Source organism: Rohdeia mirabilis (genome assembly GCA_007750655.1).
Classification (GTDB): Bacteria; Planctomycetota; UBA1135; order UBA1135.
In genome coordinates this window covers 4,043,792-4,064,690 of record CP036290.1, presented here as the reverse complement: position 1 = coordinate 4,064,690, position 20,899 = coordinate 4,043,792, and the positions used below count along the sequence as shown (strand labels likewise).

Below are 20,899 nucleotides of genomic sequence, written 5' to 3'. Positions count from 1 at the left end.
CGCCGCACCGCCTGGCGCGCAGGCCGCGGTCCGCCCCGGATGCTCACTTGCGGCCGGGTCCGTCGGTGACCCCGGCGATCGATCGCGGTAGGGGACGCTGCTCGGCCCGCTGCGGGTCATCCGTTCCCGATTCTCGGGTTGCTTGACCCCCCCTCGGGGCACCGCTAGAGTCGCGCCCCCGTGCGGCACACCGTGACCGCGCCGAGCCTCGATCGCGTCGAACGACCCGATCGACGGCTCACACGACTTCCCCATCCAGACCTTCCCCCTCAGACCTCTCGGGCCGATGCCGCGAGGGCCGGCGCTCCACCTGCTCGCAGGCCGCGCCACCCCCGCCGCCCGACGAGCCGTCCTGAACTCCCGCGCCCTCGCGACCCCGTCGAGGCCCACGCGTCCATCCGGAACCGCGCCCCACCAGTATGAAGCCCGTCGGAATCGTCTTCATCGTCCTGAACCTCATCCTGGCAGCTGCCTTCCTCGGCTACACGTCGCACGCCCACGACGTGAACAAGGGCTGGAAGGACGCGCACGACACGCTCCAACAGGAGTTCGAAGCAGAGAAGGCACGCAGCGCCAACGAGGCTTCCGAGCTTCGCACCGAGGTCGCCACGGCCGAGGAGACCAGCGACAAGTTCCGCGAGGAGCGCGACAGCGCCCGCTCGCTCCTGGACGCCGCCAACGTCGAACTCGCCGACCTGCGCGACGACAACGACGAGCTGCGCTCGCAGGTCGCCGGCATCAACAGCACGCTCGACAGCTTCCGCACGGACATCGAGACGGCGAACAACCTGCGCATCGAAGCCCAGGAAGCCCGCGTCGCCGCCGAGGAAGAGCGTGACGCCGCCAAGGACACGGCCGCCGCTGCGGTGACCGCCCAGCGCAACGCCGAGGACGAGCAGCGCCGCCTCGAGCAGTCCCTGGCCAACCTCGACCTGCGTCACAGCGAGCTGATGGCGGCTCGTGACGCGCTCCAGGTCCAGCACGACATGCTGATCGCGCTGACGGGCACCGACCCGGCCGACATCTCCTCGGTCCCGCCGATCCCGGCCACCGTCGTCGACCTGAGCCACGACATCAACCCGGGTCTGGTCGTGCTGAACGTCGGCAAGAACCGCGACGTCAAGCGCGGCATGACCTTCCAGATCTACCGCGACGGCACCTACAAGGGCGAAGTTCGCGTGGACAACGTGGACGAGACCATGTGCTCCGCGCTGATCGTGCTGGACAACGGCATCACCCAGGGCGATTCGGCCAACACGCGCCTCTACTAGTTCGACTCGGTTCGCACCGACTCCGAACTCGTCAGACCCCCACACGAGAGCAGACCCATGGCAGCACCCCGTAAGCGATCCACCGGCGGACGTTCCGCCCGTTCGACCACGTCGCGCAAGCCTGCAGCGGCGGCGCGTCCGGGCCGCGGCAAGTCGAAGGACGACGACGTCGAAGATCCGGACAGCGGCATCGGCTGGGAGGGCGGCATCGGCATCGTCACCTTCCTCGTCCTGATCGCGGCGATCCTGATCCTCGACAACCAGCTCGGCACCCTGTACCCGGGCGAAGGCTTCTTCTTCGGCAATCAGTGATTCGCTGAAGGCGGTGACTCGCCGAGGCGGTGATTCGGTCGGGCGGCGTGCAGCGCGGGGGCTTCGGTTCCTCCGACGCGCGGCACGGATCCCACCGACAGGCCGGCCCGAGCGGCCCTCATGCACGGCCCCGCAGAACGGCGGCGCTTCCCGACGGGAAGCGCCGCCGTTCGCGTTCCACGTGCCTTCGCGGCGCACCCGCGTCCCGCTCCTGACGTGGCGCAGGTGGCTCGGCCGTCCCCGCTTGGCGCGTTCCGTGTCACCCAGCGGAGCGGACTGGCCGACGGCGCTTGGCGCACCGTTCCGGCGCTGGCTACACTCCGCACGACGGCGGTTGGTCGATCGTGCCGCGGGCCTTTCGACGACTCCCCGAACGCCTTTTCGTCCTGCGAGCGGACCTTCGCGCCGCCAGTGACCCGCGCGGTCACCGGCGTCCACCGCGAAGCGCTGGCCACCGATCCCGACGCGCGCCGTCCGGTCCCGGAAGCCTCGATCCGCTCGGACGGTCCGCCCGCGACTGCATCTCCTCGCGCAGCTCCGCGCCGTGCCTCGCCTCGAAGCGCCCCGCTTCGATGCGGCTGCACCGGGCGCCGCTGCGCTCCACCCCCCTGGGGACCGCGCGACGGTCCTTCAACCCAGTCGCACACGCATGGCCAAACCGTTCAAACCGTGGGAGTGGGTCCTCGGCCACTTCTCGGTCGACATGGGTATCGACCTCGGAACCGCCAACACGCTCGTGTGCGTGCGGGGCCGCGGAATCCTCCTGAACGAGCCCAGCGTGGTCGCCGTTCGCAAGGGCACCAACGAAGTCCTGAACAACGGCCTCGCGGTCGGTGCCGACGCCAAGGCGATGCTCGGTAAGACGCCGGGCAAGTTCGAAGCGCGTCGCCCCCTGCGCGACGGCGTGATCGCGGACTTCGAGATCACGGAGAAGATGCTGAAGTACTTCATCCAGAAGGTCCACGGGGGCCGCACCTGGGTGAAGCCGCGGGTCGTCATCTCCGTCCCGGTCGGCATCACCGCGGTCGAACGCCGCGCGGTGATCCAGTCGGCCGAGCGCGCCGGCGCCCGCCGCGTGCACCTGGTGGAGGAGCCGATCGCAGCCGCCATCGGCGTCAACCTCCCCGTGACCGAGGCCTCGGGCTGCCTGATCGTCGACATCGGCGGTGGCACGACCGAGATCGCCGTGCTCTCCCTGGGCGAGCCCGTGGTCGCCACGTCCCTGCGCATCGCCGGCGACGAAATGGACGAGGCCATCGTCAACCACCTGCGCCGCCAGCACGGACTGCTCATCGGTGAGCAGACGGCCGAGCGCATCAAGCTGAAGATCGGATCGGCCTGGGAGCTCGAGCAGGAACTCGAGATGGCCGTGAAGGGGCGCGACTCGGTGTCCGGACTTCCGCGCCAGACCACGATCAACTCGATCGAGGTGCGCGAGGCCCTGTCCGAGCCGGTGCAGCACATCTGCGAGGCGATCCGTCAGGTGCTCGAGGAGGCGCCGCCCGAGATCTCGGCCGACCTCGTCGACGCGGGGGCCGTGATCGTCGGCGGCGGCGCGCTCCTGTCCGGTATCGATCGCGCGATCAGCAACATGCTCGGCATCACCGCCAAGATCGGCGACGAGCCCCTGACCGCCGTCGCGCGCGGAACGGGCGTGTTCCTCGAGAACCTCGACCTCTACTCGGAGATCCTGTTCTCCGACGAAGCCCCCTAGGGGGCGCGTGGCGGGCGGTCCGCGGCGTTCGTGAGCGCCCGGCCGTTCGGCCGCGTGCGACGCCATGTCGCGCCGCGTTCCCCGGGGACTCTTCCACGTCACGTGGATCGCGTGCGCACTCCTCGCCCTGCGACCGGTGCCCGCGGCGGACCGCGCCGTCGAGTTCGTGCTCGCCCCGTCGCGCGTCGTCGGACGGGTCTTCACGCCCCTGACGACGCTCGGTCAGGGCAGCGTGTCGGCCGACGAACGGGACGTGCGCGCGATCGCGGCCGAGGCCTACGGGACGCGCGTGCTCGAGGACCTGGTCTTCGCCAGCCTGCCGAGCGAGGAGTTGCGCGCCGGTCGCCGCTGCGTGCCCGCGCGCGTGCTGCGCCGTCCCAGCGGTCGCCGCGACGAACTGGTCGTCGAGCCCTGGACGCTCGTCGGGGTCGAAGTGGGCCAGCCGGTCGTGTTCGGTGATTCCTACGTCGGTCGCGTGCACGAGATCCTCGGCCGGGAAGGTCGAGCGGTCGTGCGCCTGGTCACGCAGCCCCAACTGTTCGTCGGCGCGCTGCTCCCGGCGCAACTGCCGGGCACCGTCGACACCGAAGCAGCTGCGGACGCGCCGAGCGGCGCTGGGGTCCCAGGCCAGAAGGAGTCCTTCGACGTGCGTTTCGTCGTCGGCGGCGTGGCGGTCGGGCGCCGGCCGCTCGACGGGGGCGAAGCGCTGTTGTGGCTCGCCGCGCACAACCCGTCGCGACCCGACGCGACGCCCGGGGGCCTGCTCGTGGTCGACGAACTGCTCTCCGAGCTCGACCCCTTCGCCGACCTGTCGCGCGGCTTCGAACTCGGTCGCCTCGAGCGCGGAGCGAGCGACGGCGACTGGCACGTGGCGCCGCAGGTCGACTTCCTCCACGGTCTCTACCAGGTCGTCGTCGTGACGCCGCCCGGCGCACCGACCGTCCAGCCTCCGGCGCACCCTCTGTTCGAGCCACGCTGGGCGCGTGCGCGCGCCGCGTCGGCCGGCGACCCGAACCCGACGCGCGCCGGCGCCGCACTGTGGGTCGACGGCGGCGCGTCGGCTCCGCTCGGCGCCGCCGTCGTCGCCGGCGGTCGCCTCGTCGGACGCGTCACGGGATCGACGGTGCTCGGCGTCGACGTGGCGCTCCTGGCCGATCCCGGACTCGCGTTGCCCGTGTCGGGCGTGCCGGTCGAGATCGAGACGCCCTACGGCGAATGGGTGCCGCCGCACGACGACGCGCCGCGCGTGCTCGGGCGCATCGTGTCGCTCGGACTCGACCGCGCGACCGGGCAAGTGGCCTTCCACCTGCGCGACGCCGTCCCGCTCGAGTTGGCCGGGCTGCCCGACGGCACGCGCGTGCGACTGCGACTCGTCACCGGTTCGGGCGAGACCGCGCTGCCCTCCGCGCTCGTCGTGGGCGAGGCGGTCCTGCTGACGGGTTCCAGCGGCGGACGCGGGCGACGCTTCCTGCTCGACGCGCCGACCGACCCGTTGCGCGGCGCGGCGAGCCTGTTCGTGCGCCTGGCCGACGACGACGTGGGCGAAGTGGCCGCCACCGACGCGGCGCGCGGTCGGATCGAAGCGCGATGAAGCTCGCCTCCTACACGGCCTTCGGCCTCTGGGCGCTCCTGCTCGCGGGCGTCACCGGCGCCGTCGCGCGGGCCGCACCGTTCGGGACCGCACCGGGCGTCGGCCTCGGGCCCTGGACGCCCGATCTGGCGCTCGTCCTGCTGCTGGCCATGTCGTCGCGACTCGAACGCAGCGACGCGCGCATCGCCGCCGCCCTTGTGGCCACGGTCCGCGCCGCGCTCGGCGTCGACTCGCCCTTCGCGTTGCTCGCCGGCCTGTGGTTCGCGGTCGAGGCCATCGGCTACGCGCGCACCCAACTGCGCGTGGAGGGCCGGCTGCTGCACGCGCTCCTGGTCGCCGCGGTGAGCGGGATGCTGACCGCGTGGCTGCACGCGGCCGCCGTGCTGCGGGCGCCCACGCCGATCGCCGCGGAGCGCGGTGTCCTCGACGACGCCCTGGCCGCCGCGGCCGCCACGGGACTCGTCGCGTACCTGGTCGGTCGTCTGCCGAGTCGCTTGCCCGGTCTTCGCGGTCTCTGGCACAAGGGGGAGTCGTGGGAACGCGTCGGACACGTCCGCTCGTGATCATCGCCGCCCTGCTCGCGGCGGTCGTGATCGGGCGGCTCTACCAGATCCAGGTCGTGGAGCACCGCACCTGGGCCGACGAGGCGCGGCGCCTCGAGCTCAGCGGCGCCGTGCTGCCCTACGACCGCGGTCCGATCCTCGACGCGACCGGTACGCCGCTCGTCGAGGACGCGCCGGGCTACCGCCTCGAACTGGACTACCGCGATTTCCGTCGCGGTGCGCCCCTCGGCCAGGTGGCCCACGCGCGTTCGACGGTGCTCGGCCGGCCGGTGACCCTGTTCGACGCACTCGCGAACCTCGAGGCCTGGGCCACCGAACTCGTGCTGCTCGCGCCCGGCGAACTGCACGACTTCGGCAAGGGCGCCGGGCTGCGCGGCACGAGCTTCGACATCCCGGCGACCGAGCGTCCGTTCGACGAACAGCGTGCGGGCCGCGCTTCGGACCTGCGCTACTACGTCGTCGCGCTGCTCGACGTGGACGACGACGAGAAGGGCGAACTGCGCCGACTCGAGCGGCGTTCGGACACGCGCGACTCGTACCTGCGCTACCTGGCGCGTCTGCGCGATGTGGACGAGCGGGAACTGCTCGCGGACCTGCGCGCGCAGTGGCTCGCCTCGGTCGAACGACTGCGCGTCCTGGCGCGGCGGCTCGAGTGGGAGGGCGAGGAGTCGCTCGGCGCCCTGCCCATCGGCGGCGCGGGTTCGAGCGCGGTCGAGGACGGTGCGTTCACCGCGCTCGTGTCCGATCTCGAGGGCTGGCGTCGCTCGGTCGAGGACGCGGCGTCGACGGCGTTGTTCCGCGAGCTGTACGGTTTCCACCCCGGTCGCATCGCGCCCGCGACCCTGGTCGAGCGTTTCGACCTCGACTGGCTCGAGCGCCGCATCGGTTGGGATCGCGCGCGCGTCGCCAGCTGGGCCGAACAGGCGCGTTTCGGGTATCTGCACGGCTGGCGCGCCGGGTACGCGCTGCCGCGGTTGTTGGCGCGCGTGCGACTCGACGGCCAGCGACCGGACGCCGAGCACTTCGCCTCGATCGTCCTCGGAGCCTTCGCCCGCGGCCGCGACTTCGTGGCGGCACTCGACGGTCGGCCGACGTCCTGGCGCGAACTCGACGAGCTGGCAGTGCTCGACGACCTGCCGCGCGTGCTCGAACTCGACGACGACGACGCGGCCACGGCGACCGAGCGGCCGCCTCTGGATCCACTCGATCCGGCCGAGCGCGAACTGGTCGGCGCGACGCTCGAGTGGGTCGAGGCGACCCGGTGGATCGACGAGACCCGTGCGGCTCGGCTGTACTCGGAGTTCGTCGGCGAACTCGGAACGCGTCTCGAGAGCACCTACGGCGGCACGCTCGCGGGCGTGCTGGCGGCGGACGCGCACCGCACCCAGGCCCAGCGCGCCGATCGCACGCGCCGCCTCGCGCTCGCGCTGCTCGACACCTTCGAGGACCAGTTCCAGGTCGCGCTGACCGAGCGGTTGGCCGAGCTCGCCGCGCGCTCGCCCGGTGGTCTCCTGACGCTGGACGAAGAGCGACGCGATCGCCTGTCCGAGCGCGCCCGGCACCTGATCAAGGACTACTCGTCGCGCGCGGTGACGCTGCACGACGATCCGGACTACGACGTGGTCTTCCTGCTGACGCGCGACGCCGAGCACTATCCCGGCGTGCGCGTCGTGCCCGTCCGCGAACGCCGCACGGTGCCGCGCGGGCCCGAGGGACTGCCGCTCGCGCAGGAGCTCGTCGGCGACGTGGCGCTGCTCGACGCGAACGGCGAGATCCGCCAGCGCGCGAAGAGCCAACGCTTGAAGGACCTGCGGCGCGACGTGACGCGTTCCGACACCGAGGAGCGCGAACTGGCCGAGCTCATGCAGGAGCTGCTGCGGCGCGACGAACTGCGCGGCGTCAGCGGCATCGAGGCCTCGTTCGACGCCGAACTGCGTGGGGCCAACGGCTACCAGGAACGCATCGGTCTCGAGGACGTCTACGGCCGCGGCGCCCGCGACGAGTACCTGACCGCTGTCGAGGACGGCGACGCGATCCGTCTGACGATCGACCCGGACCTGCAGCGCGCCGCGCGCGAGACGATCAACCGGCCGCGTCCGGTGCTGACCGATCCCAAGCTCGACGACGCGTGGTACGCCGAACCCGTCGGTGCGATCGTGCTGCTCGACATCCAGGGCCGCGTGCTCGCCGCCGCGTCGGCGCCCGACTCGTCGACCGAGCTGGACGGCGACGAGGAAGGCGAACGCGCGCGGATCGTCGAGCGCGTCTTCGGACGCCCCAACACGTTCCAACCGGTCGGTTCGGTCTACAAGCCGTTCGTCGCGCTCTGGGCCCTCGATCGCGTCCCGGACTTCGACGCGTCGTTCATGAACGACTGCGCCGTCCCGCCGGGCAAGACCTGGGCCGAGTACGAGGGCCTGCGCTGCCACGCCCAGTACGGCCACGGCCAACTCACGCTCCCGTACGCGCTCGCGGTCTCGTGCAATCCGTACTTCGCGCGTCTGGCCGACGTCATCGGCTTCGAGGGCGTGGTCTCGGTCGGGTACGACTTCGGCTTCACCGAGAGCACGGGCGTGCTCGCCGTCGGCGACGAGATCGAAGTGGGGCGCGGCCTCAACGACTGGGGCGGTCGCACGTTCGAGTTCGACGACCGCGCGCAGATGGACCTCCAGCTGCGGCGCGCCGCCAACGGACTGCAGGTCGTCGAGGCCTCGCCGGCCCAGGTCGCGCGCGCCTACCTGACCCTCGCACGCGGATCGCGCGTCCCGCTGCGGCTGGTCGATGCGGTGGGCGACCGCGAGGTGCCGTGGGGCGAGCCGGTGCCGCTGCCGTACGCGCGCGCGTCGCTCGACGAACTGCGGGGCTACCTCGAAGCCGTCACCAACGCGAACGCCGGTTCGGCCTCCGACACCCTGTCGCGGACCCAGATCGGCCACGTCGTCGTCGCCAAGACGGGCAGTGCCGACCTGTCGTCGCGGACCGAGGACGGCGGCGCGGTCCGCAAGCACACCTGGGTCGCGGGCTGGCTCCCGGCCGAGGATCCGCAGATCGTCTTCGCGGTCTACGTGCACGACACGACGGCCACGTCCGGGCACTCGGCGGGCTACGTGGCGCGCGACCTCCTGCAGAAGACGGCCGTGATGGACTGGCTGAAGGAGCGCGGCTACGAGCAGAACTTCGCGCCCTACGAGGTGCGGATCGCGACCGGGCGCCTCGCGAACCCGCCCCGCAACCCCCTGAGCCCACGATGAAGACCGTCGCCGCCAAGCCTTGGCAGGCCTCGCTCGGCTCGCGTCGCCGCCTCTTCGACGGCGTGCGCTGGTCGCGCTATCCGTGGGGCGTCCTGGCGCTGGCGGTCCTGTTCCTCGTTCTCGGTGCGACGCTCGTGCTGTCGATGTCGCGCGTGGACGAGCTGTTCCAGCGCGACGACGTGCGCTTCGCCTCGCACCTCAAGAAGGTCGCCATGGCGGCGCCGTTCCTGCTCCTCGGCGTGCTCTTCAGTCCGCGCGCCGGGCGCAAGTACGCCTGGACCGTCTACGCGGGCGCGATCGTGCTGCTGCTGCTCGTGCCCTTGATCGGCGAGGAGCGCAACAACGCGAAACGTTGGATCCCGACGCCGATCCGCTTCGATCTGCAGCCCAGCGAGTTCGCCAAGGTCGCGCTCGTGATCGTGCTGGCGCGCGTGCTGCACGTGCGGCGCATGACGAAGCTCTCCGACTGGTTCGTGGTCGCGGGGCTCGCCCTGTTGCCGATGGGACTCGTCATGGCCCAGCCGGATCTCGGGACCGCGCTGACGATGGTGCCGATCGCGGTCGGCATGGCGTACCTCGCGGGTGGTTCGGGGCGCGTGATCGCGGGCGTCGTCGCGGTCGGACTCGCGCTGGGTGTCTCGGCCTGGCAGTTCCAGTGGGTCCAGGACTACCAGCTGCGCCGGATCGACACCTGGGCGAGCACGTTCGAACCCAGTGAACTGATCGCCGACAAGAACGGGCAGTCGTTCCACGTCTACCACGCGCGCGTGTGCGTCGGGAACGGCGGCATGGACGGCACGGGGCTCGGCGACGGCCTGGCGAGTCGCGCCGGCTACCTGCCGGAACGCGAGTCCGACTCGATCTTCTGCGTCGTGGCGGAGGAGGGCGGGTTCGCGCTGACGAGCCTGTTCGTCGCGCTCTACGTCGGCCTGATCGTGCTGCTGCTGCGCACCGCTGCGGCCATTCGCGAGCGCTTCACCCGCCTGGTCGTCGGCGGCGTGGCGCTGTACTTCGCGGCCCACTTCTTCATCAACACCGGCGTCAACCTGGGTCTGCTCCCGATGACCGGACTGACGCTGCCGCTGCTCTCCACCGGCGGTTCGTCGATGCTCGCGACCTTCGCGGCGCTCGGCGTGGCGCTCGGTTTCGCCGCCCAACAGGTGCCGAGCCTCGACGAGGACGCCTTCAAGGACTGAGCGGCGTCGACGCGCCCGCAGCAGCATGGAACGACCGACCATCGACCCCGGAGCGCTCGAGGCGCCGCGCCCGCGAACGGTCGTGTCGCGCATCGGTTTCGTGCTGGGGCCGGTTCTCGCGGCGCTCGCCTGGTTCGCGCTGCCGAGCAGTTTCGTGGACGCGTCCGGCGCCGAGGTGGTCGTCGGGGTGGGGATGCGCGCGACGGCGGCACTGATGGCTTGGATGGCGAGTTGGTGGCTGACCGAGGCCGTCGACGTGGAGGCGACCGCGCTGTTGCCGCTCGCCGCGGGGCCGCTGCTGGGCGCGGGGTCGTTGGCGGCCATGGCGGCGCCCTATGCCTCGCCGCTGATCTACCTCTTCCTCGGCGGCTTCCTGCTGGCGATCGCGTTGCAGCGCTGGTCGCTCGACCAGCGCCTCGCGCTGTGGGTGCTCGCGCGCGTCGGGACCGGACCGCGTGCCGTCGTGGGCGGCTTCATGCTCGTCACCGCGGGGTTGAGTTCGTGCGTCTCGAACATGGCGACCACGGCCGCGATGCTGCCGCTGGCCCTCTCGGTCTGCCGGCGCCTCGGCGGCGCGAACGCGCGCGGGAAGGGCTTCGAGACCGCGCTGATGCTGGGCGTGGCCTACGCCGCGTCGATCGGCGGCATGGCGAGCCTGATCGGTACGCCACCCAACGGCTTCCTCGCGCAGTACGCGTTCGAGCGCACGGGCGAACCACTGCGGTTCGTGGACTGGCTCGGGATCGGCCTGCCGGTGGTGGCGGTGCTGCTGCCCGCGACCTGGTTGCTGTTGACGCGCGTGCTGTTCCGGTTGCCCGCGGCGCCGCTCGAAGGTGGAGCGGCGCACATCGCGCAGGAGCGGCGAGGGCTCGGACACATGGGGCGCGGCGCGTGGACGACGGCGATCGTCTTTGCGGGCACCGTGGTTCTGTGGCTCTGCGCGCCGTTCCTGCCGCTCGAGGGCCTGTCGGACGCGGGCATCGCGATCGGCGCGGCACTGCTGCTCTTCGTGGTGCCGGTCGGCGGCGGACGGCGGGCGCTCGAGTGGCGGCACGCGCGCGAACTGCCCTGGGGCGTGTTGGTCCTGTTCGGTGGCGGGCTGAGTCTCGCCGCCGCGATCCAGAGCAACGGACTCGACGCGTTCCTCGGCGCCCAGACCCGCGCGCTCGCCGACCTCCCGCCGGTGCTGCTCGTGCTGGCACTGACGACCGGGATGGTCTTCCTGACCGAGGTCACGTCGAACACCGCTTCGGCGGCGATCGGCATCCCGATCGTGTGGTCGATGGCCGACGACTTCGGACTCGATCCGATGGCGCTGGCGGTGCCGCTGACCCTGGCCGCGAGCTGCGCGTTCATGCTGCCGGCCGCGACGCCGCCCAACGCGATCGTCTTCGGCTCCGGCCACGTGAGCCTGCCGCGCATGGCGCGCACCGGCTTCCTGGTGAACTGGCTGGCGATCGCGGTGATCGCGTCCCTGGGGGCCTGGTTGGCGGGGTGACGGCGGGCGGCGTGCGGATCGGTGCGCCGCTCGAAGGACGCACGTGCGCCGACGGTGGATTCGGCCGCGCCGAGCCGTGAGAATCAGCGGCATGAACGCCAGCACGACGGCCGACGGCCAGGCGCCCTGCCCGCTGTGCGCGTCCGGCACCTCGACGCACGAGGTCACCGGCTACGACCGCACGCGCCCGATGCCCGGCTCGTTCGACTACCGGCGCTGTGGCGGCTGCGGACTCCTGTTCCAGCACCCGCTGCCCGCACCCGACGAGATCGCGGGCCTGTACCCGGACGACTACTCACCGCACGTCGGCGGTCGCAGCGGCATCAAGGACAAGTGGATCAATCGCGTCGCGCGGCGGCTGTACTACGACACGGACAGCCCCCAGCGGTCGGCCGCGGGCAAAGCGTTCATGGGGCTTCTGTTCGAGCGCGTCCTGGGCGAACTGCGTCCGCCGCGCGGTGAGTGTCGCGTGCTCGACGTGGGCTGCGGGTCGGGCGATCTGCTGGCGCGCTACGCGGAGCTGGGTTGGAGCGCGCACGGGATCGAAGTCAGTCCCCACGGCTGTGAGGTCGCGCGCGCGAAGGGGCTCGAAGTGCACCAGGGCGACGTGTTCGACGCGCCGTTCCCGACCGGACGCTTCGACCTGATCATCCTCAGTCACGTGGTCGAGCACGTCCTCGACCCGGTCGGTTTCCTGGCGCGCGTGCGCGAGTTCCTGGCGCCCGGCGGGCTGTTGGTCGTCCTGACGCCGAACAGTCGCGCGCTCGGGCTCCAGCGCTACAGGTCCTGCTGGTTCCCGCTCGAAGCGCCGCGGCACCTGATGCTGTTCTGTCCGCGCACGCTGACGAACACCGCGCGCGAAGCCGGTCTGCGACTCGTGCGCAACAAGCCGCGCACCGAGGCCAAACGTTGGACGCAGAGCCGCCACTACGTGCGCACGCAGGGCCAGGAGTTGCCCGAGGACATGGACGAACGCGCGCGTGTGATCGCGGCGTCGCTCGAACCCAGCGAGCGCGAGGCCGGTTTCGAGCGACTGGTGCGGCCGTACCTGTGGCTCGCGGCGAAATTCGGGCGCGGGGAGATCCTCGAACTCGAGTTCGCGAGCGCGCGATGACCGCGGGAGCGGAAGGCGGTGGCGCGGGCGGGTCCGAGTCGCGGCACGTCGCCGGTTCCGGAACGGACGCGAGCGCCGCTGAGATTGAGAGTGCGGCGGAGAGCCGCGAACCGCTGAGCGCCGCGCGTCCGACTGCGCTGCGCCTCCTCATGCTGTGTCTCGACGAGCGACTGGCCTCGTCGCGGCTGCGCGTCATCGAACTCGCGCCGGCGCTCGCGGCCGCCGGTGCGCGGGTCGAGGTCCTGCCGTACCCGCGCACGTCGGCGGCCCGCCGCGCGCTCGCCACCGCCGCGCGCGAGGCGGACGTCGTGCTCGTGCAGAAGCGGCTGCCGTCGTTCTTCGAGGCGCTCGGTTGGCGGCACCTCGGCGCGCCCGTCGTGTTCGACTTCGACGACGCGATCCGTGTGCGGCAGAAGCCCGTGCGCGGCAGCTACGCCTCGGGCCGGCGGCGGCGCGCGCTCGCTCGGGCGCTCGGTTCCAGTGCGGCGGCGATCGTCGGCAACGAACACCTCGCGCGCACCCATCTGCCCGAAGGACTTCCGCGGCTGGTCGCACCGACCGCGGTGCCGCTCGACGTTGCGAGGCGCCAGCACGGCGCGCGCGATCGACTCAGCGTCGGCTGGGTCGGAGGCTCGGGCAACTTCGGCGAACTCGAGCGCGTGACCGAGCCACTGCGTCGCGCGCTCGCCGCCCGACCGACGGACGCGGCGCCGGTCGAGCTGGTGGTCGTCGCCGACCGCGACTTCGAGGCGCCCGGGCTCGTGGTGCGCAACGTGCGCTGGTCGGCGGAGACCCAGGGCACGGAGATCGCCAGCTTCGACGTCGGCCTGATGCCGCTCGCCGACAACCCCTGGAACCGCGGCAAGTGCGCCTACAAGCTGCTCCAGTACATGGCGGCCGAAGTGCCCTCGATCGCGTCGCCGGTCGGGATGAACGCCGACGTGGTGGAGGACGGCGTTTCGGGTCTGCTCGCGGCCGAAGACGATCAGTGGTGCGACGCACTCGGTCGACTGCTCGCGGACGAAGCGCTGCGCGAGCGACTGGGCCGAGCGGGGCGCGCCGTCGTCGATCCGCGTTTCGGGTTCGAGCACACGGCCGCGTCGATCGTCGCGTTCCTGTCCGAGGTCGTGGCGACTGCGGCAGCTCGGAGCGAGTGAACGAGTCGCAGCGCCCGATTCGCCGTGAACGGGCCGCCGGCCGGCGCGGTCAGTTCGACGCGCCGCGCCGCCGAGCGACCTCGAGCAGGATGCGCTCGGTGTCGGCCAGACGCGCGCCGATGCCGTTGCGTTCGGCGGTGGCGCGCGCGGCGGCCCGTGACTCGGGCAGGTGCGCCGGATCGAGGTGGTGGAGCAGCGCCGCCGCCCAGTCCGCGGCCGGCGCGTCCACGCCGAGAACCTCGCCGTCCACACCGGGCGTGACGACCTCGCAGCCACCGTTCGTGGGCGTCGTCAGCGTCGGCAGCCCGCTCGCCAGCGCTTCGAGCGTCGAGTTCGCGAACGGGTCGTAGCGCGTCGGCAGGACGTAGGCGTCCGCCGCCGCGAAGTAGTGCTCGGGTCGGTCCGTGCCGCCCGCGAAGTGCACCGCGTCCGCGCAGCTGAGCTCGCGCGCGCGCGCCGTCCAGTCGACGCCCGACGAGTCGAAACCGGCGACCAGCATGCGCAGCTCCTTCCGTTCGCGCCGCGCCAGTGCGAAGGCCTCGAGCGCCTTCGGCAAGCCCTTGCGCACATAGCCCGTCCCGAGGAAGAGCAGCGTCGGCGCCTCGCCTTCGATGCCGGCCGCGCGCCGGATCTCCTCGCGTGCCGAGGTGTAGCGAGTCGCGTCGAAACGCTCGAGGTCCACGCCGTTGTGGACGACGTCGACGTTCTCCGGATCGACGTCGTAGCGCGCGGCCAGGTCGCGCGCGACCATGTGGCTGTTCGCGATCACGCGCTGGGCGCGCGGCGGGTCGAAGTTGCGCCGCTCGATCTCGAGGTTGACGCGTTGGCGTCCCTTGGCGACGACGGGCGTCCGGTCACCCTCCGCGCGCATCGACTCGAGGAACGTGGTCGTCAGTCCGCCGCCCAGCCGCACCACGTCCTGGGACCACGTGCGCCCGAGTCCGAACACGACGTCGAACTCGCCGCTTCGGTGCAGTCGTTCGACCGACCGCGCGAACGAGAGCACGCGCCACGAGTGCCCCAGTGCGAATCCGTGCAGACGCCGGAACCGGACGCGCGGGTGGGGGGGCTCGCCGTGGCGGCGGCAGACGATCTCGACCTCCCAGTCGCGTTCGGCCAGGAACACGGCGAGCTGGTTCAGGTAGCGCTCGGTTCCGCCCGACTTGGCGTGGCGCAGGTGCGTGAGCGCGATCTTCACGCGTCGCATCCTAGTGCTCGCGCGGGTTCGGGCGAAGGACACCTGTGGCCGCGATCTCTTCGCGGACGAGCGTCCGGAGCGCTGCGGCCCATTGGCACAATGCCGCCCGATGTCGACGTGGAAGCGCACCTGGTGGTCCGTCTGGATCGCCAATCTCCTCACGGGCGTGGGGATGATGAGCTTCCTGCCGTACTTCCCCTCGTACCTCGAGGGCCTCGGCGTCAGCGACCCGGGCGAGGTCAAGGTCTGGGCCGGTCTGTGCTTCGGTGCGGCGCCCTTCTCGGCCGCGATCATGGGGCCGGTCTGGGGCGCGGTGGGGGACCGCTTCGGGCGCAAGAAGATGGTCCTGCGCTCGCTGCTCGCGCTGACGTTCTTCGTGGGGTTGATGGCGTTCGCGCGCACGCCCTGGGAGCTGCTCGCGCTGCGCATCGGCCAGGGTCTGTTCTCGGGCATCCTTCCGCCGTCGATCACGCTGGTGTCGATCGGCGTGCCGGACTCGCGGCGCGGTCGGGTGGCGGGCTGGCTGCAGTCGGCGATGGCGGCCGGAGCGATCTTCGGCCCGCTGCTCGGCTCGTGGGTGCGCGCCGACTCCGATCCGCGCTACTTGTTCCTGGGCGTCAGCGTGGCGACGGGGCTCGGCGCGTTGGGCGTGGCCGTGTTCGCGACCGAGGACGCGACCGAGCGGCGTGAGAAGGTCGAGGGGGTGGGCGTGCTGCAGGCGCTCGTGCGCGACCTGGTCGGCGTGCTGCGTATTCCCCAACTGCGCGCGGCGATGGCGCTGCTCTTCTGCGTGCAGTTCGGCATCGGCGCGACGAACCCCGTGCTCGAGCTGTACGTGCGCGATCTGATGCCCGGCGTCGCCCAGGACGTCACGTCGGCGCGCGCGGGGTGGCTGTTCTCGGTGATGAGCGCGATGCTCGTGGCCTCGTCGCCGGTCTGGGGGCCGCTCGGCGATCGCATCGGGCACGCGCGCGCGTTGATGCTGTCGGCGGTGGTGGCCGTGGTCGCGCTGTTCGGGATGGGCCTGGCCGACGGGTTCTGGTTCCTGCTCGGCGCGCGGGTGCTGCTCGGCATCGGCGCGGGTGGTCTCGGTCCGACCGCGTTCGGGTTGGCGGCCCAGAGCGTGCCGGCCCACGCGCGCGGTGCGGCGAACGGAGCGGTCTTCTCGGCGCGCGCCTTCGCCCTGGCGACGAGTTCGATGGCCGGCGGCTTCATCGCGAGCCTGATCGGCATCCGCAGCCTGTTCCTCGTGGCGGGTGCGGTGCTGGGGCTGGCGCTGGTGGTCGGGGCGGCGCGGTTGCGGCGAGGGTGAGCGAGCTGGTGGGGCTCGCGGGCGCGCTCGCGGGCGGTGTGCGGGTGCGGTGCCTGTCACCCATCTGCACGGACACGGGTCGCGAGGGCGGACCCGAGCCATGTGGGCCCGCCAACGCCACCGCCGGCGGCGAAGGGGCTGTGGACTTCCTGTGGAGAACGGGGGGAGGAGTCGTGGATCCGGCCGCGCCCGAGGGGCAGGCGCCGTGGGGAGCTGTGGAGAACGCGCCCAGAGCGGCGCCGGAGTGCCCGGGGCGGCCGTGCGCGGCACCCCGCTCCCGAGCCTGGGAGCGAGTTTTCCACAATCGGTGGTGGTGCGTGAGGTCGCAGGCCACAACCCATAGCGTTGGGGCGCGCGAGCGTCGGTCGGCCCCAGCGGCCGACCTGGACTCGCCCGGGAGCTTCTTCGCGGTTCGTCTCGGCGGCTCGCGTCCGGTGCTTCCCCGGGTGCTTCCCCCCGGCGTTCCGCCCCGGTGCTTCCCCAGCGGTGCTTCCCCAGCGGTGCCCGCGGGCCAGAACCCGCCCGCCTGCCGCACGCGCTCGCCGACCACCCGGCCAGCTCCCTTCCCCCCAGTCCGCCGCCCGCTCCCCCCGTGATCCAGAACCAGCGCATCTACCTCGTCGGCGCCCACTCCACCGGCAAGACCACCCTGGCCCGTTGGGTCCGCGACACCTACGGCCTGCCGATGATCAGCGAGGTCGCGCGCGGCGTGCTGGCGGAGATGGAGGCGCGGCTCGACGCGCTGCGGTCGGACGTGGGTCTCGTCGATCGCTACCAGAAGGAGGTGTTCGTGCGGCAGCTCGAGGCCGAGCAGCGCATGGAGGCCGGCTTCGTCAGCGACCGCGCGTTCTGCAACCTCGCCTACGCCGCGCACCACTCGACGATCCTGTCGGAGATCGCGTCCGACCCGCGCCTCGCCGTCTACATGGAGAGCGTGCGGTCGGGCCTCGTGTTCTTCGTGCGTCCCCACCGCGATCTCTTGGCCGACGACGGCGTGCGCGCGGGCGTCGAGTGGGACGAGGTCGTGCGCATCGACGGCATGGTCAAGCTCTTGCTCGAGATGTTCGCCGTGCCGTACATCCCGCTCGAGTCCCTGTCGATGCAGGAGCGCGTGCGAGCGATCCAGCGCGTGCTGGATCTGGCGGGACTGGATCCGCTCGGGTCGGAGCGCGGTGGCAACGGCCGCGCGGCGGTGCACGGGAATGGGAACGGCAACGGCCACCGCAGCGCCGAGTTGGCGCCCCAGCCGCGTCGCGAGAACGGCGCGGGCGTGGGGCACTGAGAGCGAGGGCTGGAACGAGCGTTGCGGACGCGTTGGACGTGCCCGCGCGCTGCCGAGGTCAGTCCTTTCCGCGGTCGACGACGACGCGGACGGGCCCGCCATCGTCGCTCGGCCACGTGAAGGCGAAGTCGGTGCCAGCCAGGTCGAAGATCCCGTTCGACGGGTCCTCGAGCATGAATCGGTACTCGCCCGGCGGAAGCGTCAGCTCCATGCGACCGCTCACATCGGTCGGTCGCGAACTCCGGCCATGCGGCGTGTCGATGTTGCGGGTGGAGCCGCCCCAGGTGGGGATCACGACCGAGGCGCGCCCGAGCGGAGCGCCATCGGGATCGCTCAACTGGAGGATGCCGCGCCGCACCTGCACCTCGAACGCCAACTTCAGTGGCTCGGCGCCCGAAGTCGGAACGGCGACGTCCCTCGCGACGACCGTCTGCCACGATCGGTTGCCTCCGGTCACGGCGAAGTCCCACGTGCCGGGGTAGAGCGGTTCGACGCGGGCCACTCCGTCCGGTCCGACGACGCCAGCCGCGGTGATGATGCGCTGCTCGACGTCCTCGCCCTCAGCCAGTGCGATGGAGGGGTCGAGTCTGCCAACGGCGCGGACCACGAGGCCCGCTTGGGTCGGACCATCGACCGTGACCGTGACCGACGCACTCCGCACGGCGACACCCGTCCCGTCGAGCGTCACGGTGTGTGACGCTCCTGATTCGAGATCGAGTGCGACCCGGTCGATGCACGCGCCCCACACCGTCTGCACCCCTCCCATTCCTGAAGGCAAGCGAGCGGGAGTCAGGCGCAGGACCATTTTCGCCTCGCCGAGTGCGAGGCTCGGAACGATGAAGGTTCCATCCGCCTCGACCGGGATGCCTTCGGTGATCCAGTCGCTCCGGACGCGGTTCAGCACGTCGCGCCAGCACAGCGGACCCTCGTCGTATTCCCGCTCGAGGAGCACACGGAACTCGGAGGGGTCCACATCGGCGTCGGTCTCGACCCGACCCTCGACGCGCGTCCGTCCGGGGAGTCGGATCGTGACCGGTCCGTCACTCGGTGCGAGAGCCCGCGCCTCGGTCCACACTCCGCGACCCGCTGTGACGAGGACGTCCAGTGCTTCATCGGCCACGTTCGGCACGAAGAACGATCCGTCGTCCGCCGTGACGACGTCGTGCAACGTCTCGTACTGGATCACCTGCAAGTAGCTGCTGATCCGCGCCCACGGTTCACTCTCGTCCGGCGGAGGGAGCGAGCGACGGACGAACACGCGAGCGCCGGGCGCCGCGTCTCCGTTCGCATCGATGACGCGACCTTCGAACACGGTCGGTCGGCGGAGCACGATCGCGGCTTCGGACAGTCCGTTCGGTGTGAGCTCCCCGTCGAAGTCGAGCGTCGTCGGCGCCCACCCTTCGGCCGAGATTCTCCACGACTGTCGCCCCGGGAGCGTGCAGTACTCGAGCACACGGCTCGTCTCGCCCGCACTCTCCAAACCCTCGGCGACGCTCGGGCTGCCGTAGGACCACTCTTCACCCCACTCGCCGACGACGGGGTGAAGCGCGACGACTTCCAACGCGCTCGGGACCTCGGAACCGTCGCTCGTGGACACGGTGAGTCGAACACGAGAGCTACCGACGAGACGGTGGTGCGCGATCGCTCCAGGTGACAACTCAGCATCGTCGATACGCTCGAATCGAGGATCGTCGCAGACCAGCGAGTAGGGCGCGTCGGGGAGGTCCTCGAAGTAGTGACGCGAGCCAACGCTGTCGGTGCGAGTGACCGCAATGGGTGCTCCGGTTGCCGTAACGAGATGGATGAACTGCGGGTCGGCGTTCACCATCATGAAGTCATCGCACATGAGGTTGGCGCAGATGGTTCCCGTGGGCGCGGGCCCGGCGTGGACGAGCTCGAGCGACGTGTCAGCGGCGAGGACTCGAGTCGCATGCAGGGCGGAGTCGAGAGTGGCGGGCGTCGAGACTTGGATGGAGCAGGGTCCGAGCGGCACGAGAGTGAGCTCGACCGAATCCACGAGCTTGTGCAAGGACTCTTGGCCCCTCCAGGTGGACGCGCCGGTACCCGAAGGTTTCCATGGCGAGTCGACATCGATCGTCCAGCGCGCCGAGACGCCTGCACCGTTCTCATCGACCACGTCGACACGGACGCGCGCGTGATCGGGGAGCATGGTCGTTCCAAGGTCGAGTCGAGAACCGGGTTCCAGTGTGGACCACCGCCAGCGAGCGCGGACCTGGTCGGGAGCTCGCAGTTCGAGGCTGTACTGGTGACCGGCGGCTGGCTGCACTGTGAGTTCGAACGTCCCGTCCTGCGCGATTCCTACTCGTTCTTCGTGGCTCTGCAGTGGCTCTCCTGCGACGTTTCGCCAGCCCCTCAGTTCGACTTCGCCCTCGGAGAGCGGCGTGCCGTCGGGGCGCAGGAATGAGCCCGTGATCGACGCAGAGTCTCTGCCTTCGTCGGTGAGCGCGTCATGGGGATGGACCGCGCGGCGTGTGGAGGCGGCGGCTTCGACCCGTTCTGCGAGAGTCAGCGGCGCACCGGCGAGTTCACCGGAGCCGCTGGGAGTCGACGTGGTTGGAGCGACGCTCGGTTTCGACACCGTCGTCGACGGGTCGGATTCGGGCAGCAGGGGACCGAGGAGAAGGAGGGCGGCGGCAAGGAGAGTGATCATCGCGAGCGGAACAGCTGTTGAAGCGGCAAGGGTGAATGACGGGGCCGGTGCGGACGCCGATGGCCCCGGCTGGTGGGGAGGTGCCAGGTGCACGGCCTCGGCAAGAACGGCCTCACGCACCTGCGCAAGGCCGCGATCGGTGACGACGGCGGCGAACACGGCGGTCGCGATCCCGGCGGGCAACGCGTCGCGCAGTCGCTCGAGACCGCGCATGAGCTGTGAGCGGACCGTGGCCGGCTTGCGCCCGAGGGTGTGGGCGATCGTCGCCGGATCCATGCCGTGCACGAGGCGCAGCGACACGACTTCGCGCTGGGGCGGTTCGAGCCCGTCGATGGCGGTGACGACCAACTCGAACGCTTCGTCGTCCGCGAGGCGTTCCACGGGATCGGGTTCGCGGCCCGGGAGGTCGTGACCGTCTTGCAACGACGTCTCGCGCCGCCGCTGACGCCGGCGCGCTTCGTCCACGGCGCGGTGCCGCAGGATCGACGCCATCCACGACAGGACGCTCGCATCGTTGCGGGGCTCGTAGCGGCTGGCGAGCGCCTCGTAGAAGGTCTGCTGGACCAGGTCCTCGGCCTCGACGCCGGGCGGGGCCAGGTGTGCCGCGATCAGCAGGAGGCGCGGAGCGGCGACGTCGAAGTAGCGTGCGAGCGCTTCGACGTCGCCTTCCTCCACGAATGCGCGGAAGTCCTCGTCCCTCGGGCGTGCGGCGGCCATGCCCTATCAAGCGACCTCCGCGGCCCCGCGTTGCGCCGTTCCGGGAGAAACC

At 71.4% G+C, this 20,899-nt stretch carries 14 protein-coding genes; 12 read left to right on the top strand and 2 right to left on the bottom strand.

Translation table 11 applies throughout. The features are described 5' to 3' along the window. Positions 1 to 419 precede the first annotated feature (419 nt). The 10 genes from Pla163_RS15100 (at position 420) to Pla163_RS15055 (ending at position 13,667) form a co-directional block, all read left to right on the top strand. On the top strand, positions 420 to 1,271 hold the full coding sequence (locus Pla163_RS15100) for a hypothetical protein (RefSeq protein ID WP_145190279.1): 852 nt from the start codon (positions 420 to 422) through the stop codon (positions 1,269 to 1,271). A gap of 57 nt (positions 1,272 to 1,328) precedes the next feature. Beyond that, the gene (locus Pla163_RS15095; RefSeq protein WP_145190276.1) at positions 1,329 to 1,583 is read left to right on the top strand and encodes a hypothetical protein; all 255 of its coding nucleotides are present in this window, start codon (positions 1,329 to 1,331) and stop codon (positions 1,581 to 1,583) included. Positions 1,584 to 2,232: 649 nt separating this feature from the next. After that, positions 2,233 to 3,297: a rod shape-determining protein gene (locus Pla163_RS15090; RefSeq protein WP_145190272.1), complete on the top strand. Its 1,065-nt coding sequence runs from the start codon at positions 2,233 to 2,235 to the stop codon at positions 3,295 to 3,297. Between the two features lie 64 nt (positions 3,298 to 3,361). Next, positions 3,362 to 4,888 carry a hypothetical protein gene (locus Pla163_RS15085; RefSeq protein ID WP_145190268.1) on the top strand — a complete coding sequence of 509 codons (1,527 nt, stop codon included), beginning with the start codon at positions 3,362 to 3,364 and terminating at the stop codon, positions 4,886 to 4,888. Then, complete coding sequence (locus Pla163_RS15080; RefSeq protein WP_145190265.1) at positions 4,885 to 5,451, top strand: hypothetical protein; 567 nt, start codon at positions 4,885 to 4,887, stop codon at positions 5,449 to 5,451. The genes Pla163_RS15085 and Pla163_RS15080 overlap by 4 nt, the downstream gene beginning before the upstream one ends. After that, a complete protein-coding gene (locus Pla163_RS15075; RefSeq protein ID WP_145190262.1) occupies positions 5,448 to 8,702 on the top strand; it encodes a penicillin-binding transpeptidase domain-containing protein in 3,255 nt (1,084 codons plus the stop codon). The genes Pla163_RS15080 and Pla163_RS15075 overlap by 4 nt, the downstream gene beginning before the upstream one ends. Further along, on the top strand, positions 8,699 to 9,898 hold the full coding sequence (locus Pla163_RS15070) for an FtsW/RodA/SpoVE family cell cycle protein (RefSeq protein ID WP_145190259.1): 1,200 nt from the start codon (positions 8,699 to 8,701) through the stop codon (positions 9,896 to 9,898). The genes Pla163_RS15075 and Pla163_RS15070 overlap by 4 nt, the downstream gene beginning before the upstream one ends. Before the next feature lie 25 nt (positions 9,899 to 9,923). Beyond that, on the top strand, positions 9,924 to 11,396 hold the full coding sequence (locus Pla163_RS15065) for an SLC13 family permease (protein ID WP_145190256.1): 1,473 nt from the start codon (positions 9,924 to 9,926) through the stop codon (positions 11,394 to 11,396). A 91-nt stretch (positions 11,397 to 11,487) separates the two neighbouring features. Then, a complete protein-coding gene (locus Pla163_RS15060; protein ID WP_145190253.1) occupies positions 11,488 to 12,510 on the top strand; it encodes a class I SAM-dependent methyltransferase in 1,023 nt (340 codons plus the stop codon). Further along, complete coding sequence (locus tag Pla163_RS15055) at positions 12,507 to 13,667, top strand: glycosyltransferase (protein WP_145190250.1); 1,161 nt, start codon at positions 12,507 to 12,509, stop codon at positions 13,665 to 13,667. The genes Pla163_RS15060 and Pla163_RS15055 overlap by 4 nt, the downstream gene beginning before the upstream one ends. A 49-nt stretch (positions 13,668 to 13,716) precedes the next feature. On the opposite strand, the gene Pla163_RS15050 is transcribed toward Pla163_RS15055, so the two are convergent. Then, the gene (locus Pla163_RS15050; protein WP_419185992.1) at positions 13,717 to 14,865 is read right to left on the bottom strand and encodes a glycosyltransferase family 4 protein; all 1,149 of its coding nucleotides are present in this window, start codon (positions 14,863 to 14,865) and stop codon (positions 13,717 to 13,719) included. Positions 14,866 to 14,974: 109 nt separating this feature from the next. On the opposite strand from Pla163_RS15050, the gene Pla163_RS15045 reads away from it, so the two are divergent. Next, positions 14,975 to 16,177 (top strand): MFS transporter, encoded by a 1,203-nt coding sequence (locus tag Pla163_RS15045; RefSeq protein WP_145190243.1) that lies wholly within the window; start codon positions 14,975 to 14,977, stop codon positions 16,175 to 16,177. A gap of 592 nt (positions 16,178 to 16,769) precedes the next feature. Continuing rightward, a complete protein-coding gene (locus Pla163_RS15040; protein WP_419185991.1) occupies positions 16,770 to 17,459 on the top strand; it encodes an ATP/GTP-binding protein in 690 nt (229 codons plus the stop codon). 58 nt (positions 17,460 to 17,517) lie between these two features. Here the strand turns inward: Pla163_RS15040 and Pla163_RS15035 are convergent, their stop codons facing one another. Continuing rightward, on the bottom strand, positions 17,518 to 20,847 hold the full coding sequence (locus Pla163_RS15035) for an RNA polymerase sigma factor (RefSeq protein ID WP_145190237.1): 3,330 nt from the start codon (positions 20,845 to 20,847) through the stop codon (positions 17,518 to 17,520). Positions 20,848 to 20,899: the final 52 nt, after the last annotated feature.